This is a genomic window from Cupriavidus sp. GW822-FHT02D05 (genome assembly GCF_058802485.1).
On sequence record NZ_JBXAOE010000006.1, the window covers coordinates 208,473 to 227,100 of the forward strand.

At 64.8% G+C, this 18,628-nt stretch carries 16 protein-coding genes; 3 read left to right on the plus strand and 13 right to left on the minus strand.

From position 1 onward, the window contains the following. Positions 1-159 precede the first annotated feature (159 nt). Positions 160-1,284, plus strand: a complete 1,125-nt coding sequence (locus tag AC1RQK_RS10400; RefSeq protein ID WP_492808944.1) for a Fic family protein — start codon at positions 160-162, stop codon at positions 1,282-1,284. Between the two features lie 371 nt (positions 1,285-1,655). Here the strand turns inward: AC1RQK_RS10400 and AC1RQK_RS10405 are convergent, their stop codons facing one another. After that, on the minus strand, positions 1,656-2,030 hold the full coding sequence (locus AC1RQK_RS10405) for a PHA-granule associated protein 4 (RefSeq protein WP_492808946.1): 375 nt from the start codon (positions 2,028-2,030) through the stop codon (positions 1,656-1,658). A 479-nt stretch (positions 2,031-2,509) separates the two neighbouring features. Here AC1RQK_RS10405 and AC1RQK_RS10410 point away from each other — a divergent pair, with 479 nt between their 5' ends. After that, positions 2,510-2,833, plus strand: a complete 324-nt coding sequence (locus AC1RQK_RS10410) for an H-NS histone family protein (protein ID WP_416046761.1) — start codon at positions 2,510-2,512, stop codon at positions 2,831-2,833. Between the two features lie 1,150 nt (positions 2,834-3,983). Here the strand turns inward: AC1RQK_RS10410 and AC1RQK_RS10415 are convergent. The 9 genes from AC1RQK_RS10415 to AC1RQK_RS10455 form a co-directional block, all read right to left on the minus strand. Further along, entirely contained in the window at positions 3,984-4,337 is a 354-nt protein-coding gene (locus AC1RQK_RS10415) for a RidA family protein (RefSeq protein WP_492808948.1), read from the minus strand. A gap of 64 nt (positions 4,338-4,401) precedes the next feature. After that, entirely contained in the window at positions 4,402-5,559 is a 1,158-nt protein-coding gene (locus tag AC1RQK_RS10420) for an NAD(P)/FAD-dependent oxidoreductase (RefSeq protein ID WP_492808950.1), read from the minus strand. Beyond that, on the minus strand, positions 5,549-6,928 hold the full coding sequence (locus AC1RQK_RS10425; protein ID WP_492808952.1) for an FAD/NAD(P)-dependent oxidoreductase: 1,380 nt from the start codon (positions 6,926-6,928) through the stop codon (positions 5,549-5,551). The genes AC1RQK_RS10420 and AC1RQK_RS10425 overlap by 11 nt, the downstream gene beginning before the upstream one ends. Further along, positions 6,921-7,277: a (2Fe-2S)-binding protein gene (locus AC1RQK_RS10430; RefSeq protein ID WP_492808954.1), complete on the minus strand. Its 357-nt coding sequence runs from the start codon at positions 7,275-7,277 to the stop codon at positions 6,921-6,923. Before AC1RQK_RS10430 ends, AC1RQK_RS10425 begins: the two co-directional genes overlap by 8 nt. Further along, positions 7,267-8,394 carry an NAD(P)/FAD-dependent oxidoreductase gene (locus AC1RQK_RS10435; RefSeq protein ID WP_492808956.1) on the minus strand — a complete coding sequence of 376 codons (1,128 nt, stop codon included), beginning with the start codon at positions 8,392-8,394 and terminating at the stop codon, positions 7,267-7,269. Before AC1RQK_RS10435 ends, AC1RQK_RS10430 begins: the two co-directional genes overlap by 11 nt. A gap of 38 nt (positions 8,395-8,432) precedes the next feature. Beyond that, the gene (locus AC1RQK_RS10440) at positions 8,433-9,227 is read right to left on the minus strand and encodes an ABC transporter permease (protein ID WP_492808958.1); all 795 of its coding nucleotides are present in this window, start codon (positions 9,225-9,227) and stop codon (positions 8,433-8,435) included. Positions 9,228-9,238: 11 nt separating this feature from the next. Beyond that, positions 9,239-10,036 (minus strand): ABC transporter permease, encoded by a 798-nt coding sequence (locus tag AC1RQK_RS10445; RefSeq protein ID WP_492809094.1) that lies wholly within the window; start codon positions 10,034-10,036, stop codon positions 9,239-9,241. A 130-nt stretch (positions 10,037-10,166) separates the two neighbouring features. After that, positions 10,167-11,234, minus strand: a complete 1,068-nt coding sequence (locus tag AC1RQK_RS10450; RefSeq protein WP_492808960.1) for an ABC transporter ATP-binding protein — start codon at positions 11,232-11,234, stop codon at positions 10,167-10,169. Positions 11,235-11,310: 76 nt separating this feature from the next. Then, on the minus strand, positions 11,311-12,342 hold the full coding sequence (locus AC1RQK_RS10455) for an ABC transporter substrate-binding protein (protein ID WP_492808962.1): 1,032 nt from the start codon (positions 12,340-12,342) through the stop codon (positions 11,311-11,313). Between the two features lie 199 nt (positions 12,343-12,541). Here AC1RQK_RS10455 and AC1RQK_RS10460 point away from each other — a divergent pair, with 199 nt between their 5' ends. Then, positions 12,542-13,450, plus strand: a complete 909-nt coding sequence (locus AC1RQK_RS10460) for a LysR substrate-binding domain-containing protein (protein ID WP_045237345.1) — start codon at positions 12,542-12,544, stop codon at positions 13,448-13,450. Between the two features lie 52 nt (positions 13,451-13,502). Here AC1RQK_RS10460 and AC1RQK_RS10465 read toward each other — a convergent pair whose 3' ends face one another. The 3 genes from AC1RQK_RS10465 to AC1RQK_RS10475 all read right to left on the minus strand — a co-directional run bounded on the left by AC1RQK_RS10465 (position 13,503) and on the right by AC1RQK_RS10475 (position 18,432). After that, on the minus strand, positions 13,503-15,233 hold the full coding sequence (locus AC1RQK_RS10465; protein WP_492808964.1) for a hydantoinase B/oxoprolinase family protein: 1,731 nt from the start codon (positions 15,231-15,233) through the stop codon (positions 13,503-13,505). Further along, positions 15,223-17,334 carry a hydantoinase/oxoprolinase family protein gene (locus AC1RQK_RS10470; RefSeq protein WP_492808966.1) on the minus strand — a complete coding sequence of 704 codons (2,112 nt, stop codon included), beginning with the start codon at positions 17,332-17,334 and terminating at the stop codon, positions 15,223-15,225. Before AC1RQK_RS10470 ends, AC1RQK_RS10465 begins: the two co-directional genes overlap by 11 nt. Before the next feature lie 114 nt (positions 17,335-17,448). Further along, entirely contained in the window at positions 17,449-18,432 is a 984-nt protein-coding gene (locus tag AC1RQK_RS10475) for a Bug family tripartite tricarboxylate transporter substrate binding protein (RefSeq protein WP_492808968.1), read from the minus strand. Between the last annotated feature and the right edge of the window lie 196 nt (positions 18,433-18,628).

Consider the following 18,628-nt stretch of genomic DNA (forward strand, 5'->3'; position numbering starts at 1 on the left):
CGTCACATTTCCGCGTCGTAGTCTTGCCGGAAGCTCTGCCTCGCGCTGACGCAGGCGACCGACCGGCTTTGCCTTCCTGCCGTGAATATCAGGGACTATCACCGCACGAGGCGCGGTGAATAACTTGAGTCTGCGGAGAAACTAGCCCATAATCTCCGCATGAAAAGCGGCGATTGCACTTACGTCTGGCAGGCCAGTGACTGGCCGAGCTGGCACTACGATCTGGCTGCCCTGGCAGTGCGTATGGCCGAGGTTAGTCGTGCCCAAGGACTACTGATGGGGCGCTTGGCCGATGTTGGCATGGCTCTGCGCGATCAGGCGAGTCTCGCAGCGCTCACCGAGGACGCGGTCAAGACCAGCGAGATCGAGGGCGAACAGCTCAGCGTCGCATCCGTGCGTTCGTCCATCGCCCGTCGCCTAGGTGTGGACATTGGCGCACTGGCCCCGGTCGATCGTCACGTCGAAGGCGTGGTTGAATTGGTACTCGACGCGACCGCCAATTGCCATGCACCGGTCACCCGGGCGCGATTGTTCGGCTGGCATGCCGCGCTGTTTCCCACCGGCTACTCTGGCCTTGCCCGGATCAAGGTCGGTGGCTGGCGTGACGACACCAGCGGTCCGATACAGGTGGTGTCCGGCCCCATTGGCCGACAAAGTGTGCATTTCGAAGCGCCGCCAGCCAATCGCCTGGAAGCTGAAACAAGCCAGTTTCTCGATTGGGTCAACGATGCATCGAACGATCCACCTCTGCTCAAGGCAGGCCTGGGTCATTTGTGGCTCGTCACCTTGCATCCGTTTGACGACGGCAATGGCCGTATAGCCCGTGCGATCGGCGACCTGCTGCTGGCGCGTGCCGATGGCAGCCCACAGCGTTTCTACAGCCTGTCGGCGCAGATCCAGCGGGAGCGCAAGGCCTACTACGATATCCTGGAGCGGACCCAGAAGCGGTCGATGGATGTCACCGAGTGGCTGGCCTGGTTCCTTGATACGCTGCATCGCGCCTTTGATCAGGCGCAGCACACTCTTGATGCTGTGCTGGTCAAGACGCGATTCTGGCAGCGCTGGGCGCCCACGGCATTGAACGAGCGGCAAGTGAAACTGCTCAACCGACTGCTCGATGGCTTCGAAGGCAAGCTCACGAGCTCCAAGTGGGCGGCGATCGCCAAATGCTCTCCAGACACCGCGCTGCGCGACATCAGTGATCTGTTCGCACGTGGGATATTACGAAAATCGGACGCAGGCGGGCGCAGTACCAGTTATGAGTTGGACGACCTATCCGAGTAGGCGCGCCGCCGACCGATCTAGTAGCGAGCGCGCTGATGCCGAGGCAAAAGATCCGATGAACGGTGACTACAAGCGCATATCGAGGGCAATGTGGATGATGTGCTTACCGAGCGACTTTTGCGCCAGCATCGTCCCACTCACGCGCTGTTCAAGTTGACAGTGGGAATCCGTGGAGTGCTGTGCGGTGGCCGGGTAGTTGAGTACTGTCTTGTCGAGTGTCTGCACTCGAAGTAGCAGGGTAACGAAATCAGCGGCGTCAAAGCTATGGCCTGACCGTAGTTACACGGCACATTGCACCTCTTTGGGGGAGCCTGTACTCGCCCGCGTTTTCTGCACCAATGTGTCAAGTGCGGTGGCGGGGGGAAAGGTATTTAATCTTCCCATACCGCCTCCACTTCCCGCATCAATCGCCCGGCGAGGATATAGTCCCCCAGTTTGGACGCCTTCGCCTCCAAACTCTCCAGCGCAGCTGTCGGCAGTTCGCTCAACTCAAACTGGCAATAGAGGTTTCGCTGCCGGAAGGTCGATTTTGGCCGCATTAGGCCGGCAACCAATGCCGTTGGAGATTTGACTGCGACGTTCTCTTGCCCGCGATATTCCACGCGTATCCCTGCCTTCTGGCCGAGCCGACCAAGCTCAATCGCATCTTGCCAGCCAGCCTCATAGTCCAGTTCCACCACCGTCACGCCTTCTGTCCCGAGGAGTCTTAGTGCCTCTCCTTTGGTGCCAGCTCGAGCTGTCGCCATACACTCCTCCACTCACTTTCTCGGCGCATATGGGCCACGCCCTGCGCCATCATAGTATTGTAGCCGCCGGCGGGGCCCTGAGCTCGATGGCTACCTCGGCGATTGACAGGTGCAGGCACTGCGGAGTGCGGGGGCGGACTCGGTGGCACAAGGAGAGAGGGGAGCTGCGATTTCTTCGCTCTTCTGGAACACCGTTCATTCAGCTAGTTGGATGTTCGCCCTGGCATTGGCCAGATTCCCCCAGTATCACGATTACAACGAGGACCTTGTTTGCGTTCTGGGCGCCCCGGCCTTCCTTGTTCAGCAATTTCCGAAAGGCTTGTTTGTCCGTACATCATTCTGTACATTGGCTGCTTGTTCTGAATTCACTCGCTAGAATTCGGGCTTAATGGTACCCGGCGGACTAAAAGAAAGGAGTTGGTGAAAGTTCGGTGATGTGCTGTAGGATATCGAACTGTTCTTAATTGATGGAGATCGACATGGCTACCTACAAACAATTGCTGGCAGAAAAAGAAAAGCTCGAAACCCAACTCGCTGAGGTTCGTCAAAGCGAGGTCGCTGGAGTTATCGCGAAGATCCAGGGTTTGATGGCGGAGTACGAACTTACCGTTGAGGACTTGGCTCCGAAACGACGCCGTGGGCGCCCGGCAGCTAGCGATCAGGCTAAGGCTCCGGCAAAAGAGAAAACCTCGCTGCCGCCGAAGTACATGGACCCGAAGACCGGCGCCACTTGGACCGGGCGTGGTCGTGCACCGGCGTGGCTGGGGAAGAATCGCGACAAGTTTCTGATTCCAGAGGCGTGAGCACGAGCACCGGAATCCGTTTGCCGAGTTGAAATTCCTTGGCCTGAGGAGTTGCTGCCAAAGCTGTCTCTTGGAGTCAGCGACGCGGCAATATCCCCGCATGTCTAGGTTTGCCCGCTCACTAGTTGCGTTTCTTTCATATCGCGGCATTAGTGAAGCGGGTAGTCGTTTTTGCGCGTACTGAGAAATATAAAGAGATGGATTTTTTGCGGTCCGTCCTCGCCACGCTAGTGACTGCCGGGTCAGACAAGGCGTCCCCAGGAGGGCTCGTAGCCGGAGAGTTGATCAAGCGCGGCACGCGCACCAACATCAAGGCATCGACGCAGTAACGCTGGTTTCCCTCGGGGGATTTAACGGGAAGCCGGTAGAAAAAGGGGTGTAGGCGGCAGGGTTGGCGCCCACACCCTCGAGGAATGGCAACACGGGGTCAGTCAAGTCGCCGTTGGCAAGTATGTTGCATTGCAGCAGTTTCGGTATCCCGCTAATGGAGGGATTGTCCGAGGGGAAAAATAGTCCCCCCGACAAATGGCTGGGGAGGCTGGGCAGGGCCGCTCGATGATAAGAGGGCCTACCGCTTGCAGCGCCCAGCAATCGCTTGACCTTGTCCAATTGGGACCGGGTGCGACCAGCGTACTTGCTAGTCGTAGAATCCCGTCCGCGCTGACGATCGGGTCAAAAATGCTCAGGGCAAGCGGGTCGCGGTGCAGGAGGATGGTGGCGTCCGAGAAGCTTCCACTCTTACGTCGCATGTGTCGTGCTGTTCGACCGCCGTGCCGGCAGTATTCAGCCGCGATGCGCGCGACGTCGGGATATGGATTTATTTTCTTTCACGGCGCCCATGAGCCAGAGGCGTGAAAGAGCGATCGACGTGCCGCAACATTCGTCCGCCGTGCGCCCAGTCGAGCCCCCATTCGGTATCGAACGGAAGGTCCCCGCCCAGCCCGTGCGCCGGTGGCGCGAGGAGACAAAGCCGGATGCTGAGCTTGGCATGGATTACAGGCTCGGGAAGCTTCCGGAGCCAAGGCCTACCTACAGTTTCTACTCGCGAGCCACAATCATTAATACGCTAGCGGCGCTAATCGGACCGGTAGAGCGTCCCGGTTAGCGCCTCTAGCATGTGCGCCTGATGGCCCATGCACTCGCCCCTGGCTTAGAGCGCCGCCGTCACGATGATTTCGACCAGCAGTTCGGGGCGTGCCAGCTTGGCCTCGCACGTCGCGCGGGTGGGTACAGCGTGCTCGGGGATCCATTGCTCCCAGGCGGCATTCATGCCGTCGAAGTCGCGGGCGATGTCCTTCAGCCAGATCTGCACCGACAGCAGCTTCTCTTTGTCGGCGCCGACGCTGGCCAGATAGCCGTCGATCTTCGCGAGCACGTCGCGGGTCTGGCCGGCGATGTCGGCGGTAGTGTCCCCGGCGGTGACGCCGGCTACGTAGACGATGTCGTTGTGGACGACCAGGCGGGACAGGCGTTTGGTGGATTGATAGCGCTGGATCTGGCTCATGTGCGATTCCTGTTGGTGGTTGGTTGAGGGTGGTGTGGTGGAAGGTAATGAAGACGGTATTAGCCTAATCGCGCCGGGCTGCAGCCTGCGTGCTCTGGGGTTTGCCAAAGCGATCGATGGCGAAGGCTTCGACAGGGAGTGAGGCATGCCCCTCGGTGACCAGTTCGGCAACGATCTGGCCGATGATGGGCCCCAGCTCAAATCCATGCGCGGAAAAGCCGAATGCATGCACCAGGTCGGGCGCTGTGCGGCTGCGGCTGATGACGGGGATCTCGTCCGGCATGAAGGCTTCCACGCCCGCCCAGGCGCGGTTGATCGCAAGCGGGCCGAGGTGGGGGAACAGCGCGGTAACGGTCTGTGCACTGGTCGCGAGCTTGAGCATGTCGACTTCGCCGTGGCGGGCTTTCGCATTCGCCTCGCAGCGCAGCCCGCCGCCGATCAGCACAGTGCCGTTGGCGAACTGCTTGAACGACAGGGCCCGGCCGGTGGCGCCCAATACCGGTTTGACGAAGGGCGCAACACGGTAGGTGATCATCAGCATCAGGCCGCCGGCCTGCACCGGCACCGGCTCGCCGACCTGTGCTGCAAATTCGCCGGCCCATGCCCCTGCCGTGTTGACGAGATGGCAGGCGCTGAAGGTGCCGCGCGTGGTGCGGACTAGCCAGTGGTTTCCCGTGCGCTCCACCTGCAGCGCCGGCGTGCCTTCGTGGATCGCCACGCCGGCGCGCTCGGCCGCGCGCCGGAAGCCTGTCACGGCACGGTAGGGCAGCGCATGGCCATCTTCGTGCGCCCAAATTGCGCCGGTGACGTGAGGCGCGATGGATGGCACCAGTTCGTGCACGGTGCGGGCGTCCACCAGCGCCTCGTGCGTGAATCCCAGTGCCTGCAACTGCGCCACCCGGCCACGCAGCACTTCCAGCTCGGCCTCGCTCTCCGCCACCTTGAGCTGGCCGCTCGGTACGAAATCGGCGTCGTCGCCGGTCAGCTCGGCCAGGCGGTGCCACAGTTTGCGTGCGGCGAGTGCGAGCGGGATCTCGGCCACATGCCGGCCCAGCGTGCGGACCCCGCCGGCATTCACCCCGGAAGCGTGCCGGCCGCAGTATTCCGCTTCGAGCAGCGTCACCCGCAGGCCGCATCGCGCCAGTTGCAGCGCGCTGGAAGTCCCCTGCAGGCCACCGCCGATGACGATGACATCGGCCCCTAGTTTGGCATCAGGCTTCACGGGCAAGCTCGCCAAGGGTGATCGGCTTGATGGGCGGGCGGATGCGGTAGTAGCCCACCTCCTGCGGCGGCACGCCGCGTGCCTGCGCGATGACCTCCGTTACGGTCAGCCCGCAGAGCCGGCCCTGGCACGGGCCCATGCCGCAACGGCCGAAGGACTTGGTCTGGTTGGGACCACCGCAGCCCAGTTCGACAAACGCACGGATCTCGCCGGCCGTGACCTCTTCGCAGCGACACACGACGACTTCGTCCGCCGGCACGCGGTTGGCGGCCTTGGGGCGATACAGCGCATCGAGGAAGGGGCGGATCTGCAGGTGCGAGCGCAGCGCGGCGCGGGCGGGCGCTGCGTGGCGGTCGCGCCCGGCGGCGTCCAGGCGGCCTGCCGCATGCGCGGCCGCCAGCCCGGCCAGCTCGCCTTGCAGGCGTGCTGCCAGCGCACCGCCGATGCCGCGTCCATCGCCGGCGATATAGATGCCGGGAATGTCGAGCGCACCCCATTGGTCCGCTTGCGGCTGCCAGCACAACTGGATATCGTCCCACCGATGCGCGGCACGCAGGGCCCAGGTGAACTGCGTATTGGGTACCACGCCCTGGTGGAGCAGCACGGTGCGGGTCTCGATGCACTGTTCGCGCCCGCCGCTCGTAAAACGCAGCGCGCGCACCGCGTCGTCGCCCTCGACGGCAAGGCCGGTGGCGCCTTTGTAGAAGGGCACGCCACTCTTGCTGAGCGTGCGCATCAGCGCCAGGCCCTTTTTCAGGTAGCGCCAGCCGGCCAGTGCGCCGCCCAGGTGGGAGAGCGCGTGGCGGTAGTCGGCGCCATCGGTGGTGTCGACAATGGCGCGGATCGGCACGCCGGCGCGCACATACTGCCACCCCAGCAGGTAGAGCAGCGGGCCGCACCCGGCCAGCACCACCGGCTCGGCGGGCGCGAGGTCGGCGCTCTTGAGCAGGATTTGCGCCGCGCCCGCAGTCATCACGCCGGGCAGGGTCCAGCCTGGAATCGGGAAGGGCCGTTCCATGGCACCGGTGCACAGGATGACCTGCCCGGCCCGCAGGCTCGCCACGCCGCCATCGCGCAGATAATGCACGACACGCTCGCGCGTGACCTGCCACACCGCCGCGCCGGTGATGTGCTGTGCACCGCTGGCGGCGAAAGCCTCGGCCAGGGCGGCGCCGGCCGCGTAGTCGGGCCCGAGGATGCGCAGCCGCTCCGGCGTGGCTGCCGTGATGGCACGATAGATCTGGCCGCCGGGGGCATCCTGCTCGTCCAGCAGCGCCACGCGCGCGCCGTGGGCGGAGGCGGCCACGGCAGCGGCCATGCCGGCCGGCCCGGCGCCGATGATGGCAATATCGAATTGCTCCTCAGGCATGGTCGGCCTCCTTCTCGGTTGCGGTCTCCGGCGCTGCGAACTCGAGCGCAAGGTCGCGCGCGCCATGCTGGCTGCGCACGGTCATGCCTTCGCACACCTGCACCAGGCAAGCCTGACGGCTTGGCTGGCCCTCGATCTCCATCAGGCATTCGAAGCACACGCCCATCATGCAGTAGGGCGCGCGCAGTGCGCCGCTGACCGGCGTGGTGCGCAAGGGAGTCACGCCGCCGGCCAGCAGCGCAGCAGCCACGCTGCGCCCGGAGGGCACACGCAGGGGCTGGCCGTTGAATTCGATCGTCACCATGACGGCGCCGTCGGCAAGCGGGCGGAACAGGGCTTCAGTGGGCATGATGGAAAACCTGGTTGGTATTGAGGAAGCGGTCGCCAGTGAACACGTCAATGCCTTCGGGCCTGGCGCCGCCGCTGACCCACGGCGCTACACGAAAGACATGGGCGGCGGCTAGCGTGACGCCGCTGTGGCAAGTGGTGACAAAGGCGCCGGGGCAGGCGGCGCTCTCCTGGTAGATTGGGAAACCGTCCGGGGTCATCACGCGCAGCGCGCCCCAGGCGCGCACCAGCTTGAGACTGGCCAACGCGGGGAAACTGCGCACGCCGCGACTAGCGATCGCACTGAGCACGTCCACTGTCGTGCCATCATCGAACCCGACGTCTTCCATCGAGTCGCCTAGCTGGATCGTGCCCTCGTCGGTCTGGCGCACATAGGTGGTGGGATGATCGAGGAAGTGTGAGGCTCGCTCTCCGATCAGGACCTGGCCGCGGTTGGGTGCCACCGGCGCATGCAGCCCGATCTGCCCGGCCAGCGCGCGATTGCCCAGGCCAGATGCCAGCACGATGCGGGGCGCCGCAAAGCGCGTGCCGCCGGCTTCCACGACAAAGCCCGCGCCATCGCGCCCGATCTGTCCCACGCCGTGGCGGGGCAGTATCCGTACGCCACGCTGCTGGCATGCCGTGTGCAAGGCACGCAGCAGCTTGAGCGGATTCGCATGGCCGTCCATCGGCGTGTAGCTGGCGCCGGCCACGTCCGGCCCGATGCCGGGCAGGCGCGCGGCCACCATGTCGTGGTCCAGCATCTCGAACGGATAGTCGCCGCCAAGGTCATCGCGAATGCGCTGCAGCCGCGCCTCGCGCGCCTGCATCTCCTCGGCGGAGAAGCAAAGGTGGAAGCCGCCCGGCTGTTTGAGTTGCACATCGATACCGGTGTCTGCCAGCAGCGCGGCGGCAAGCGCAGGCCAGCGCTGCGCCGAGCCCATGGTCCAGCTGGCATAGGGTGCCATGCCGTAGCCCTTGCCCTGGACCCAGACCAGACCGAAGTTGCCGCGCGAGGCACGGAAGGCATCGTCGCCTTCGTCCAGCACGGTCACGCACACGCCGTTGCGGGCGGCCCCGTAGGCAATGGCGGTGCCGACCAGGCCGCCGCCGATGACGATAAGATCGCTTGTGGTCATGATGAGAGTGGGTTGCGAAACACGCCTTGCGCGGGCGTTCAATTCTTGCCGATCAGCACACGGTCGAGCCCGACGATGCGGTCCAGCAGCACCATCAGCACCAGCGTACCGACAATCAGCACCGTGGACACCGAGGCCACCAGCGGATCGATGGTCTGGGCAATCTGGTTGTACATGGCCACCGGCAATGTGGTCGTGCCCGGGGTGGCGACGAACACGGTCATGGTGAGCTCGTCGAAGCTCTGGATAAAGGCCAGCATCCAGCCACCCACTACGCCAGGCAGGATCAGCGGTAGCACCACGCGCCGGAAGGCTGTGAAGCGGCTCGCGCCGAGCGACAGCGCGGCACGTTCCGCGTCTCGGTCCAGCCCGGTGGCGGCGGCCAGCACCAGGCGCAGCGCATAAGGCATCACCACCACCACGTGCGTCAGCGCCAGCCAGAAGAACGAGCCGCTCACGCCCACCGTGGTGAAGAAGCGCAGGAAGGCCACGCCCAGCACCACGTGCGGGATCATCAGCGGCGACATGAAAAAACCCATCAGCGCGCCGCGCCCCGGAAAGCGATAGCGGGTAAGCGCCAGCGCGCCCGGCACGGCCAGCGCCACCGCAATGGTGGCCGAGGCCAGTCCCAGCCATAGCGACAGCCAGAACGCGTTGACAATCTCGTGGGCGTCGCCGATGGCGCGGAACCACCGCAGCGAGAGTCCGTCAGTGGGCAGGGAGATATAGCCCTTGCCGGTGAAAGAGACCGCCACCACCACCAGCAGCGGCGCCACGATGAAGGCGATGAAGAGGCTGTGGTAGAGCAGGGAGAACAGTCCGTTCTTGCGCATGATTTCTCTCTTCAGCCTTCGAACACCTGGCGGAAACGTCGCTCCACCAGCCGGTTGCAGCCCACGATGATGATTACGTTGGCGATCAGCAGCAGCACGGCGATGGTCGCGCCGAGCGGCCAGTTCAGCGTATTGAGGAATTCGTCATAGGCCGCGGTGGCGACCACCTTGAGGCGGCGCCCGCCAAGGATGGCCGGCGTGGCAAAGGCCGATGCAGCCAGGGCGAACACGATGATGCCGCCGGACAGGATGCCCGGCAGGATCTGCGGCAGGATGATGCGGCGGAACACGGTGAAAGGCGACGCGCCAAAGGCCAGACCAGCGTTCTCGACCTGCGGGTCGAGTTTTTGCAGCGCGGCCCATACGGAAATCACCATGAAGGGGATCAACACGTGGGTGAGCGCGATCACCACGCCGGTCAGGGTAAAGACAAGCTTGATCGGCTCGTCGACAATGCCCATCCATTGCAGGGCCTCGTTGATCAGCCCGTTGTTGCCCAGCAGGATGGCCCAGCCAAGCGTGCGCACTACCACCGAAATCAGCAGCGGCCCCAGGATCACGATCAGGAACAACGCGCGCCAGGGACTCTGCATGCGCGCCAGGATGATGGTCTCGGGCACGCCCAGGAGAACGGTCAGCACGGTTACCGCCAGCGCAAGGCCTGCGGTGCGTAGGAAGATCTCGTGGTAGTAACTGTCGCCAAGCACTTCAAGGTAGTTGGCCATGGTCAGGTCCGGCAGCACGCCATGCGTGCCGTCGAAGACATGGAACGACAGCAGCGCGGTAAGCGCCAGCGGCACCAGCAGCATGGCGGCGAACAGCAGCAGCGCGGGTGCCGACAGTAGCCAGGGCGCCGAGCCGGCATGCGTATCATTGCTGGCGGCGGCGGCCTTGGCGGGCAAGGCCGGTGCGCCGGAGGGCAGGGTGGAGACGGTGGTGTCAGCCATGATGTTGCTCCGCCGTCAGTACGCGCAGGTCATCGTCCGACCACAGCACGCTGACCGCCGAACCCTCTTCGGGCGGCGCGGTGCCATGGTTGGGCTGGCTGACGCGGAGCAGCCCGAGCGTGGTTTGCACTTCCAGCATCCAGTGGTTGCCGAGGAACAGGCGCGTCCGCACCGTGGCGGGGATGCCGCCGGCATCCGCCGGTTCCAGGCGGATCTTCTCGGGCCGCACATAGACATGCACGTCCTTGCCAACCTCGCGGCCTTCATGCGGTACATGCGCGAGCGTGGCGCCCAGGCGCACCTCGCAGCAGCGCGGATTGGTCTTTTCCACCACGCCGCGGATGGCATTGGTCTTTCCGAGGAAGCCGGAAGCAAAGGCGGACTGCGGACGTTCGTAGGCCTCGAACGGTGCGGCCAGCTGCACGATACGCCCGCCATGCATCACAGCGATGCGGTCGCTCATGGTCATGGCCTCGACCTGGTCATGGGTCACCAGAATGGTGGTGATGCCAAGGTGGCGCTGGATCGCGCGCAGTTCGATGTGCATGTCCTCGCGCAGCTTGGCATCCAGGTTGGACATGGGTTCGTCCAGCAGCAGCACCTCAGGCCGGATGGCTAGCGCGCGGGCGATTGCCACGCGCTGGCGCTGGCCGCCGGACAGCTCGCGCGGGTAGCGCTTGCCAAGGCCACCAAGGCGCACCAGCTCAAGCGTCTCGTCAATGCGCCGGCTGCGATCGGCGCCGGCCACGCCGCGCATCTCCAGTCCAAAGGCGATATTGGCAGCCACTGTCATGTGCGGGAACAACGCATAGCTCTGGAACACCACGCCCATGCCACGCTTTTCCGGGCGCAGGGCGGTGATGTCCCGACCATCGAGCCGGATGCTGCCACGTGTGGGTTCCACAAAGCCAGCGATCATCTGCAGGGTGGTCGTTTTGCCGCAGCCGGATGGACCAAGCAGGGAGAGGAACTCGCCGCGCTTGACTTCCAGGCTCAGATTTTCGACGGCGTGGAAGCCGCCATAGGCCTTTGCGAGACTGTTGAGGGTGAGGAACGTCATGGTCTTTTCGTGGTTGGCGCGGCGCCCCCCGCAAGAGGCTCCGTCGATCATGGCAATTGCGGGAAAGGGCGCTGTTTCAGCGTTCCACGGTGCGGTTCCACCGGTTGGTCCACTCGGTGCGCTTGTCGTTGACGAGCGTCCAGTTGGTCGGCAGCAGCTTGTCGATCTGCGCCTTGCCATAGGGCACCTTGGCCGATACCTTGGCATCGAGCGCGGTCTTGGCATTGACGGGGCCCCAGCCCTGTGAATCCGCCAGCATGGCTTGCACATCCGGCGTCAACAGGTACTGGACCAGCGCCTGCGCCTGCGCGGGCACATCGCTTTGCACCACCGGGCAGGCCGCGATCATCAAGGCGGGAGCGCCTTCCTTCGGGTAGACGAATTCCACCGGGAAGCCGGTATCCTTCAGGCTCTGCACGCGGCCGCTGCCCCACACGGCCAGCGAGATATCGCCATTTTGGAAGAGTTCGGTCATCTTGCCCGGCGACGGTTCCCAGGCCAGCACGTTGGGCCCCACTTCCTTGGTCAGTGCGGTGAACCCGGGATCGATGCTCTGCTCACTGCCCTTGCGCAGCTTGGCGAACATCACCAGCGTTTGCAGGCCGTAGGTATTGCTGATGGGCGGGATGGCGATCTTCTGCTTCAGCTTCTTGTCAGCCAGCGCTTCCCATGAATCCGGCTTCGGCAGCCCAGCCTTCTTGAATGCCTCGGTGTTGTAGGCCAGGCCGGTGGCGACCACACCGACGGCGGTGGCCTTGTCGGTGAGGCGGGCAAGTGGATACAGCTCCTTGTATACCGGCGCATCCTTCAGCGTGTCGCAGAAGCCGAACTGCACCGCCTGGTACATGGGACCATCATCGAGCAGGACCACGTCCAGCTCCTGCTTGCCCTTTTGCGCCTGCAGCTTGGCCAGCGTGTCGGTGGAGTTGCCTGACACGTACACCACCTTGACCTTCTCCTTTGCCTCGAAGGCCGGGATGATCTTTTCCTTGAACAGCTTCTCGGTCGAGCCGCCGTAAGAACCCACATACAAAGTGGGCTGCTGCGCCACGGCTGCCGATGCCGAGAATGCCGCCAGGATGGCTGCCGCCACAATGTGCTGCTTCATCTTTTCCTTCCTCCGTGCGCACCAGTAATGGGCGATGCCTCACCAAATCAATGCATAAAAGTTATGGTTGCACCGCAACAGAAAATTCGGAAATATGCTATGTAAAACATTGCTGCCTGACATAGATTAGAGGGGCTGCCGACGCTTGAAAAATTCTTTTTTTTGGCCTATCCATAACATGGTGTTATAGACTTGCGGCATGAAGATCCGACAACTCGAAGCCTTCCGCGCCGTCATGCTTTGCCAGACGGTGACGCGCGCTGCAGAAATGCTGCATATCTCACAGCCGGCCGCCACCCGGCTCATTGCCGACCTTGAAGAATCTGTTGGCTTTGCCCTGTTCGAACGTGTGCGTGGCAGGTTGTACCCGACCGCCGAGGCGCAGGTGCTCTATGAGGAAGTGCAGCGTTCATTGGTCGGGGTGGAGCGCATCGCACTGGCCGCCCAGGACATCCGCGAGTTGCAGCGCGGCTCGCTGCAGATTGCCGCGGCGCCTGCGCTGGCCTTGTCGTTCCTGCCGCGCGCCATCGCGGAGTTCCTGACGCAGCACGGTCAGACGCAGATCTCCATGCTGACGCACTCATCTCGTACCGTGGTGGACATGGTGGTGGGGCAGCGCTGCGATGTCGGCCTGGCGATCCTGTCGATGAATCACCCCAGCACGCATGGCGAGCGGCTGATCTCCACCCGGATGGTGTGCGCGCTGCCGGTTGGGCATCGGCTATGCAGCGAAGAGGTGATCCGGCCGCACGACCTGGCGGGCGAGAAATTCGTCTCGCATCCACGCGCGCTGGATTCGCGTCTGCAAATCGATGCGCTGTTCGCATCCTATGGGATCGAGCGCCAGCTGCAGGTCGAGACGCAGGTGTCGTGGAGCATTTGCGCGTTCGTGGAGGCGGGACTGGGGGTGGCGCTGATCGATCCGATCACCGCGCTGGAGTATCGCGGCAAGGGCATTTGCTTTCGCGTCTTCGAGCCGCAGTTGACGACGGATTTTTCCGTGCTGTTCTCGACCCAGCGGCCGCCGTCGCTGTTGCTGAAATCGTTTATCGCCCACACGCGCGCGTTCGCGATCGCGCAGTTGGAACCGCACCTGGTGGTGGCATGAAGCTCGGTTCACGCGGCGCAGGTTCGACTGCGCCGCGTGTCCCGTTCGCGCCTCAGGGTTGGGCGTCGACGTAACCGGGATAGGCCTGCCGTGCCGCGGCGGGCGTCACCTTGCCATCGCGCAGGTCCTGCGCCAGCGCCTGCGCGCTACGCTGCGCGGGATCGCCGTAGCCGCCGCCGCCCGGCGTCTCCATGCGCACGCTTTCGCCGGCTTCCAGCGCGATATTGGCGGTCTTGGAGAACAGCTCGCTTTCCTGCGCCGTGCCCGAGTTCCGTACCAGCCTTGCGCGCCGGCCATCGCGTCCGCCGTCCACGCCAGCAGGCACGCCTACGGTATGGCTGTCCGAGCGCGCGGAAAAGACAATGCCTGGCACCAGCGCGCGGATCTGCTTGGCGATGCCCAAGCCCCCGCGCGTGCGGCCGGCGCCGCCGGAGTCGGCAATCATCGCGTACTCATCCATGCGCAGCGGATACTCGTTCTCCAGCGCTTCGACCGGCAGGTTGGACGTGTTGGTCATATGCACGTGCACCGCGTCCATGCCGTCGCCGTCATAGCGTGCGCCGCTGCCGCCGCCAATCGTCTCCAGGTAGACAAAGTCGCCCGCACGCTGGCGCAGGCGCCCGGAGAACACGATGGCCGGGCATGAGTCGTTGCCCGAGGCCATGATTTTTTCCGCCGGCAGCAGGCCGCGGAAGGCGCCGAAGATGGCGCCCGCTACCTTCTGGGCGGTGATGGAGCGCGCACCCACCGCGGCGGGCGGCTCGGGGTTGGTGATGGTGCCGCGCGGCGCGCTGATGGTGATCGGGTCGAACATGCCGGCATTGGGTACGAGTTCCGGGTCCAGCAACGCCTTGACGGCGTAGTACACGGTGGCGCGCAAGGCGTTGATCGGCAGGTTCATGGCGCCGCGCGCCTGCTTGCCTGAGCCGGTGAAGTCGAAATGCAGCCTCCCTTCCGCCACGGTCAGGGTAACGCAGATGGGCACCGGATCGCCACCCATGCCGTCGTCGTCCAGGTAGCTGGTGAAGGTGTAGTTGCCCTCGCGCAGCTCGGCCACGCGGTTGGCCAGCCGGCGGCGGGTATAGCGGATCACGTCTTCCACCGAGCGCAGCACGGCCTCGAGCCCCATCTGCCGCAGCAGCCCGCGCACCGCCTCGGCGCCGCGCGCGTTGGTGGCCATCTGCACGCGCAGGTCCAGCATGCGCTCCTCGGGGTCGCGGGTATTGCTGCAGACCAGGCGCAACAGGTCATCATTGAGCTCGCCACTGCGCGCGATGCGGCAGGCCGGGATACGCACGCCTTCCTCGAAGATGCTGCGCAGCGTGCCGGCGATGGACCCCGGCACCGCGCCGCCCACATCGGAATGGTGCGCGATATTAGCGGTGAAGAAGCGCAGCGTGCCTTCCCAGAACACCGGCGTGACGATGTTGATGTCGGGCAGGTGGCTGCCGTTGGCCAGGTAGGGGTCGTTGCAGATAAAGACATCGCCGTCGCGGATGGTATCGGCGGGAAACTGCGCCAGCACGGCCTCGATGGCGCCGTTCAGCGAGCCCAGGTGTAGCGGAATCTGCGTGCCCTGGGCCACCAGCCGCCCGGTGGCATCGAACAGCGCCACCGAGCAATCCTTGCGCTCCTTGATATTGGTGGAGAACGAGGCCCGCACCAGCGTGTTGTTCATGTCCTCGGTGATGGACAGCAGCCGGTTGCTGAACACTTCCATCTCGATAGGGTCGGCGAGTGCATCCTGGCTGGGTGCTGCGGCGCGGGTGGATTCAGTGGACATGTTCGCCTTCCTGGGTTTCCTGGCTTGCATTGATGGTGGGGACAGGCTCACGCTGGCCGCCGGCTACCGTGACGATGAGGTTGCCAAAGGTGTCAACCTCGGCATGGTGGGTGGGGCCGAGCACGGTGGTCGAGCTCATTTCCTCGATCACTGCCGGGCCATCGATGCGCAGGCCCGCCCAAAGCTGGTCTCGGTCGTAGACCGGCGTCAGGCGCCAGCCATGCACGCGGCCGTGGTAGACCTCGCGTTCTCCCTGCAGCGCCTGCGTCAGCGTGCCGCCGGCGCGGGCCGGCGCGAGCGGGGCCTTGATGACCTTGCCGACCGCCTGCACCCGGCAGTTGATGATCTGCACCGCGCGCCCCGGCACCTGGTAGCCGTACTCGCGCGCATGCTCGACCTCGAAGGCCGCCAGGAAGGACGCCAGCTTGTCGCCGTCTATGGCCTCCATCGGCACCTGGACCTCGAAGTTCTGGCCATCGTAGCGGGCGTCGATAGCGTAGTGCAGGCGCTGGCTTTCCGGCGCCACATGCTCGGCCTCGAGCCAGGCCTGCGCCTCGCCGCGCAGCTGGGTGAATGCACTGACCACGCCTCCCCAGCCGGCGCCATCGGCCAGCGAGATCTCGCTGCGCACGAAGTCGAACGAGATATCGGTCAGCAGAATGCCGCGCGCACACATGGTGCCAGGCTCTTGCGGCACGATCACCACGGGAATGCCGCATTCCTCGGCCACCTCCACCGCGTGCAGCGGACCGGCACCGCCATAGGCGTACAGCGCGAACCGCGACAGGTCGTAGCCGCGCTCGGTGGACACGGCGCGGATGGCGCGGCTCATGTTGGCGTTGGCGATGCGGATGATGCCCTCGGCGGCGTCTTCCAGCGAGATCCCCAGCGGCGCCGCTACCTGCTCGGCAATCACACGGCGGGCACTGGCCAGGTCCACCGGCATGCGGCCCTTGAGCAGCGCGACCGGGTTGAGGCGCTGCAGCGTGATTTCCGCATCGGTGATGGTGGGCTCGGTGCCGCCGCGCGCATAGCCCACCGGCCCGGGCACGGCCCCCGCGCTGTGTGGTCCGACCTTGAGCGAGCCGGCGTCGTCGCGCCAGGCAATGCTGCCGCCGCCCGCGCCGATCACGTGGATATCCACCATCGGCGTCTTGACCGGATAGCCGGCCACCTGGCGGTTCGATGTGAACAGGGGCCGGCCCGCGGAGATCAGCGAGACGTCGGTACTGGTGCCGCCGACATCGAAGGTGACCAGGTCGGGCCGGCCAATGGCGCGGCCTACCGCGGCCGCGCCCACCACGCCGGCGGCGGGGCCAGAGAGGCAGGTCCGCACCGGATACTGGCGCACCGCGGCAGCCGACATCAGGCCGCCGTTGGAGTGGATGGTGTAGGGCCGCTGGGCAATGCCCAGGTCGGCCACGCGTGCCATGAAGCGATCCAGGTAACGCGCCATGCGCGGGCCCACGGCTGCGTTCAGCACGGTGGTGGAAAGGCGCTCGTACTCGCGGAATTCCGGCAGCACCTCGCTCGACAGGCTGACATACGCGCCGGGCATGACCTCTTCCACAATGGCCCGGGCGCGCTGCTCGTGCGCAGGGTTGCGATAGGCATGCAGGAAGCAGATCGTCACTGCCTCCAGGCCGGCGGCGCGGAAGGCTTGCGCGGCGCGGCGCACGGCCGCCTCGTCCAGTGGCGTTACGACGTGGCCCTGGGCATCCAGCCGTTCGGGCACTTCGACGCGGTGCGCGCGGGGCACCAGCACCGGCGGCTTGGTCACGCTGTAGTCGAACAGGTGAGGGCGGGTCTGCCGGCCGATTTCCAGGATGTCGCGAAAGCCCTGGGTCGTGATCAGGCCCACCGCCGCGCCTTTGCGCTCGATGATGAGGTTGGTGGCCACGGTGGTGCCATGGCCCACGTGCGCCACCTCGGCGGGTGCCACGCCGTGGTCGCGCAGCAGTTCGGCAATGCCGCGCTCGATGGCCTCGGACGGGTCGTGCGGGGTGGAGGGGACCTTATGGAACTGCACGGCCCCGGCCGCCTCGTCGATCATGGTGAAGTCGGTAAAAGTGCCGCCGACGTCGATACCGATTCGGTACATGTTGGGTTCCTGGGTTGCGCTGGTGAGGACGGGGAGAATCGGGATGTTGGAAGATCAGGAGTTGAACGCGCGCTTTGGCTGCCCGCCGGGCGACAAGGGCAGCCCGGCAGCATCTCATTCGGGCTTGATGCCTGCGGCTACCGCCACTTTGTGCCATTTGGCCATATCGGCGCGGATGAACTGGGTGAACTCCGCCGGCGACATACCTGACGGTTGTGCGCCTTGCTCGGTGAGGTAGGCGCTCATCTTCTTGTCGTGCATGACCGCCATCAGCTCGCGCGACAGGCGGCCCGCGATCTCGGGTGGCATATTTGGCGGCCCGAACAGGCCGAACCAGACAATGGCCTCGAATCCCGGATAGCCGGACTCCGCCACCGTGGGCACCTCCGGCAGCATCGGCGAGCGCGTGAGCGACGTCACGGCGATGGGTTTGAGCTTGCCGCCCTTGATATAGCTGTAGGATGTCATCACCACATCCATCATGCTGTTCACATGTCCGCCGATGAGGTCGGCCATGGCGGGGCCCGAACCCTTGTAGGGCACATGAGTGAGCGATACCCCCGCGGTGGACTTGAACAGCTCGTAGGCTAGGTGGTTCGATGTGCCCTGGCCATTGGAGGCAAAGGCGTACTTGCCCGGTTCGCGCTTTAGCAGGCCCACGAACTCTTTCATATTGCCGGCCGGCACCGCGTTGTTCACTACGAGCACGTTGGGGATAGTGGCGACCATGGTGAGCGGCGTGAAGTCCTTAAGCGGGTCGTACGGCAACTTGGCGAACAGGCTGGGCGCCACCGCATGGGTGCTCACCGAACCCATCAGGATGGTGTAGCCATCCGCTGGCTGGCGCGCTACGAACTCGCTGCCCACCGTGCCGCCCGCGCCGGGCCGGTTCTCTACCACCACGGTGCCCTTGACGCGTTCCCCCAGATCCTCCGCGATCTTGCGTGCGATCAGGTCCGTCGAGCCGCCAGCGGCAAACGGCACTACCAGACGGATCACCTTGGCAGGCCAGGGGGCTTGCGCGTGCGCACTGGTACTGCCCAGCAGGAGTGGACACAAGATGGGGAGGCAGGACAACAGGTGCTTCAGGGTAGGCATCACTTAGTTCTCCGTAGTGGGGAAACTGGCAGCGCAACTGCCTGCATGCACTCACTGGCTTCGGGCTGGCAGGCTAGCCAGCCCAGTGCGCGGATGCATGGCCAGGGTCGAATCGGGACTGGTACGACGAAGCCGGTTGACGCCATCTTAGGCAGCCGGCCGGCCGCCACGCGATGCTGTCGCCTTTATACTGGTA

Bases quoted from the DNA above. Each gene is read 5' to 3' on its own strand.
- AC1RQK_RS10400 (WP_492808944.1), top strand. From the start codon at position 160: ATGAAAAGCGGCGATTGCACTTACGTCTGGCAGGCCAGTGACTGGCCG.
- AC1RQK_RS10405 (WP_492808946.1), bottom strand. From the start codon at position 2,030: ATGGCGACAGCTCGAGCTGGCACCAAAGGAGAGGCACTAAGACTCCTC.
- AC1RQK_RS10410 (WP_416046761.1), top strand. From the start codon at position 2,510: ATGGCTACCTACAAACAATTGCTGGCAGAAAAAGAAAAGCTCGAAACC.
- AC1RQK_RS10415 (WP_492808948.1), bottom strand. From the start codon at position 4,337: ATGAGCCAGATCCAGCGCTATCAATCCACCAAACGCCTGTCCCGCCTG.
- AC1RQK_RS10425 (WP_492808952.1), bottom strand. From the start codon at position 6,928: ATGCCTGAGGAGCAATTCGATATTGCCATCATCGGCGCCGGGCCGGCC.
- AC1RQK_RS10430 (WP_492808954.1), bottom strand. From the start codon at position 7,277: ATGCCCACTGAAGCCCTGTTCCGCCCGCTTGCCGACGGCGCCGTCATG.
- AC1RQK_RS10435 (WP_492808956.1), bottom strand. From the start codon at position 8,394: ATGACCACAAGCGATCTTATCGTCATCGGCGGCGGCCTGGTCGGCACC.
- AC1RQK_RS10440 (WP_492808958.1), bottom strand. From the start codon at position 9,227: ATGCGCAAGAACGGACTGTTCTCCCTGCTCTACCACAGCCTCTTCATC.
- AC1RQK_RS10445 (WP_492809094.1), bottom strand. From the start codon at position 10,036: ATGCTGCTGGTGCCGCTGGCGCTTACCGCGCTGCTGTCGTTCCATGTC.
- AC1RQK_RS10450 (WP_492808960.1), bottom strand. From the start codon at position 11,234: ATGACGTTCCTCACCCTCAACAGTCTCGCAAAGGCCTATGGCGGCTTC.
- AC1RQK_RS10455 (WP_492808962.1), bottom strand. From the start codon at position 12,342: ATGAAGCAGCACATTGTGGCGGCAGCCATCCTGGCGGCATTCTCGGCA.
- AC1RQK_RS10460 (WP_045237345.1), top strand. From the start codon at position 12,542: ATGAAGATCCGACAACTCGAAGCCTTCCGCGCCGTCATGCTTTGCCAG.
- AC1RQK_RS10465 (WP_492808964.1), bottom strand. From the start codon at position 15,233: ATGTCCACTGAATCCACCCGCGCCGCAGCACCCAGCCAGGATGCACTC.
- AC1RQK_RS10470 (WP_492808966.1), bottom strand. From the start codon at position 17,334: ATGTACCGAATCGGTATCGACGTCGGCGGCACTTTTACCGACTTCACC.
- AC1RQK_RS10475 (WP_492808968.1), bottom strand. From the start codon at position 18,432: ATGCCTACCCTGAAGCACCTGTTGTCCTGCCTCCCCATCTTGTGTCCA.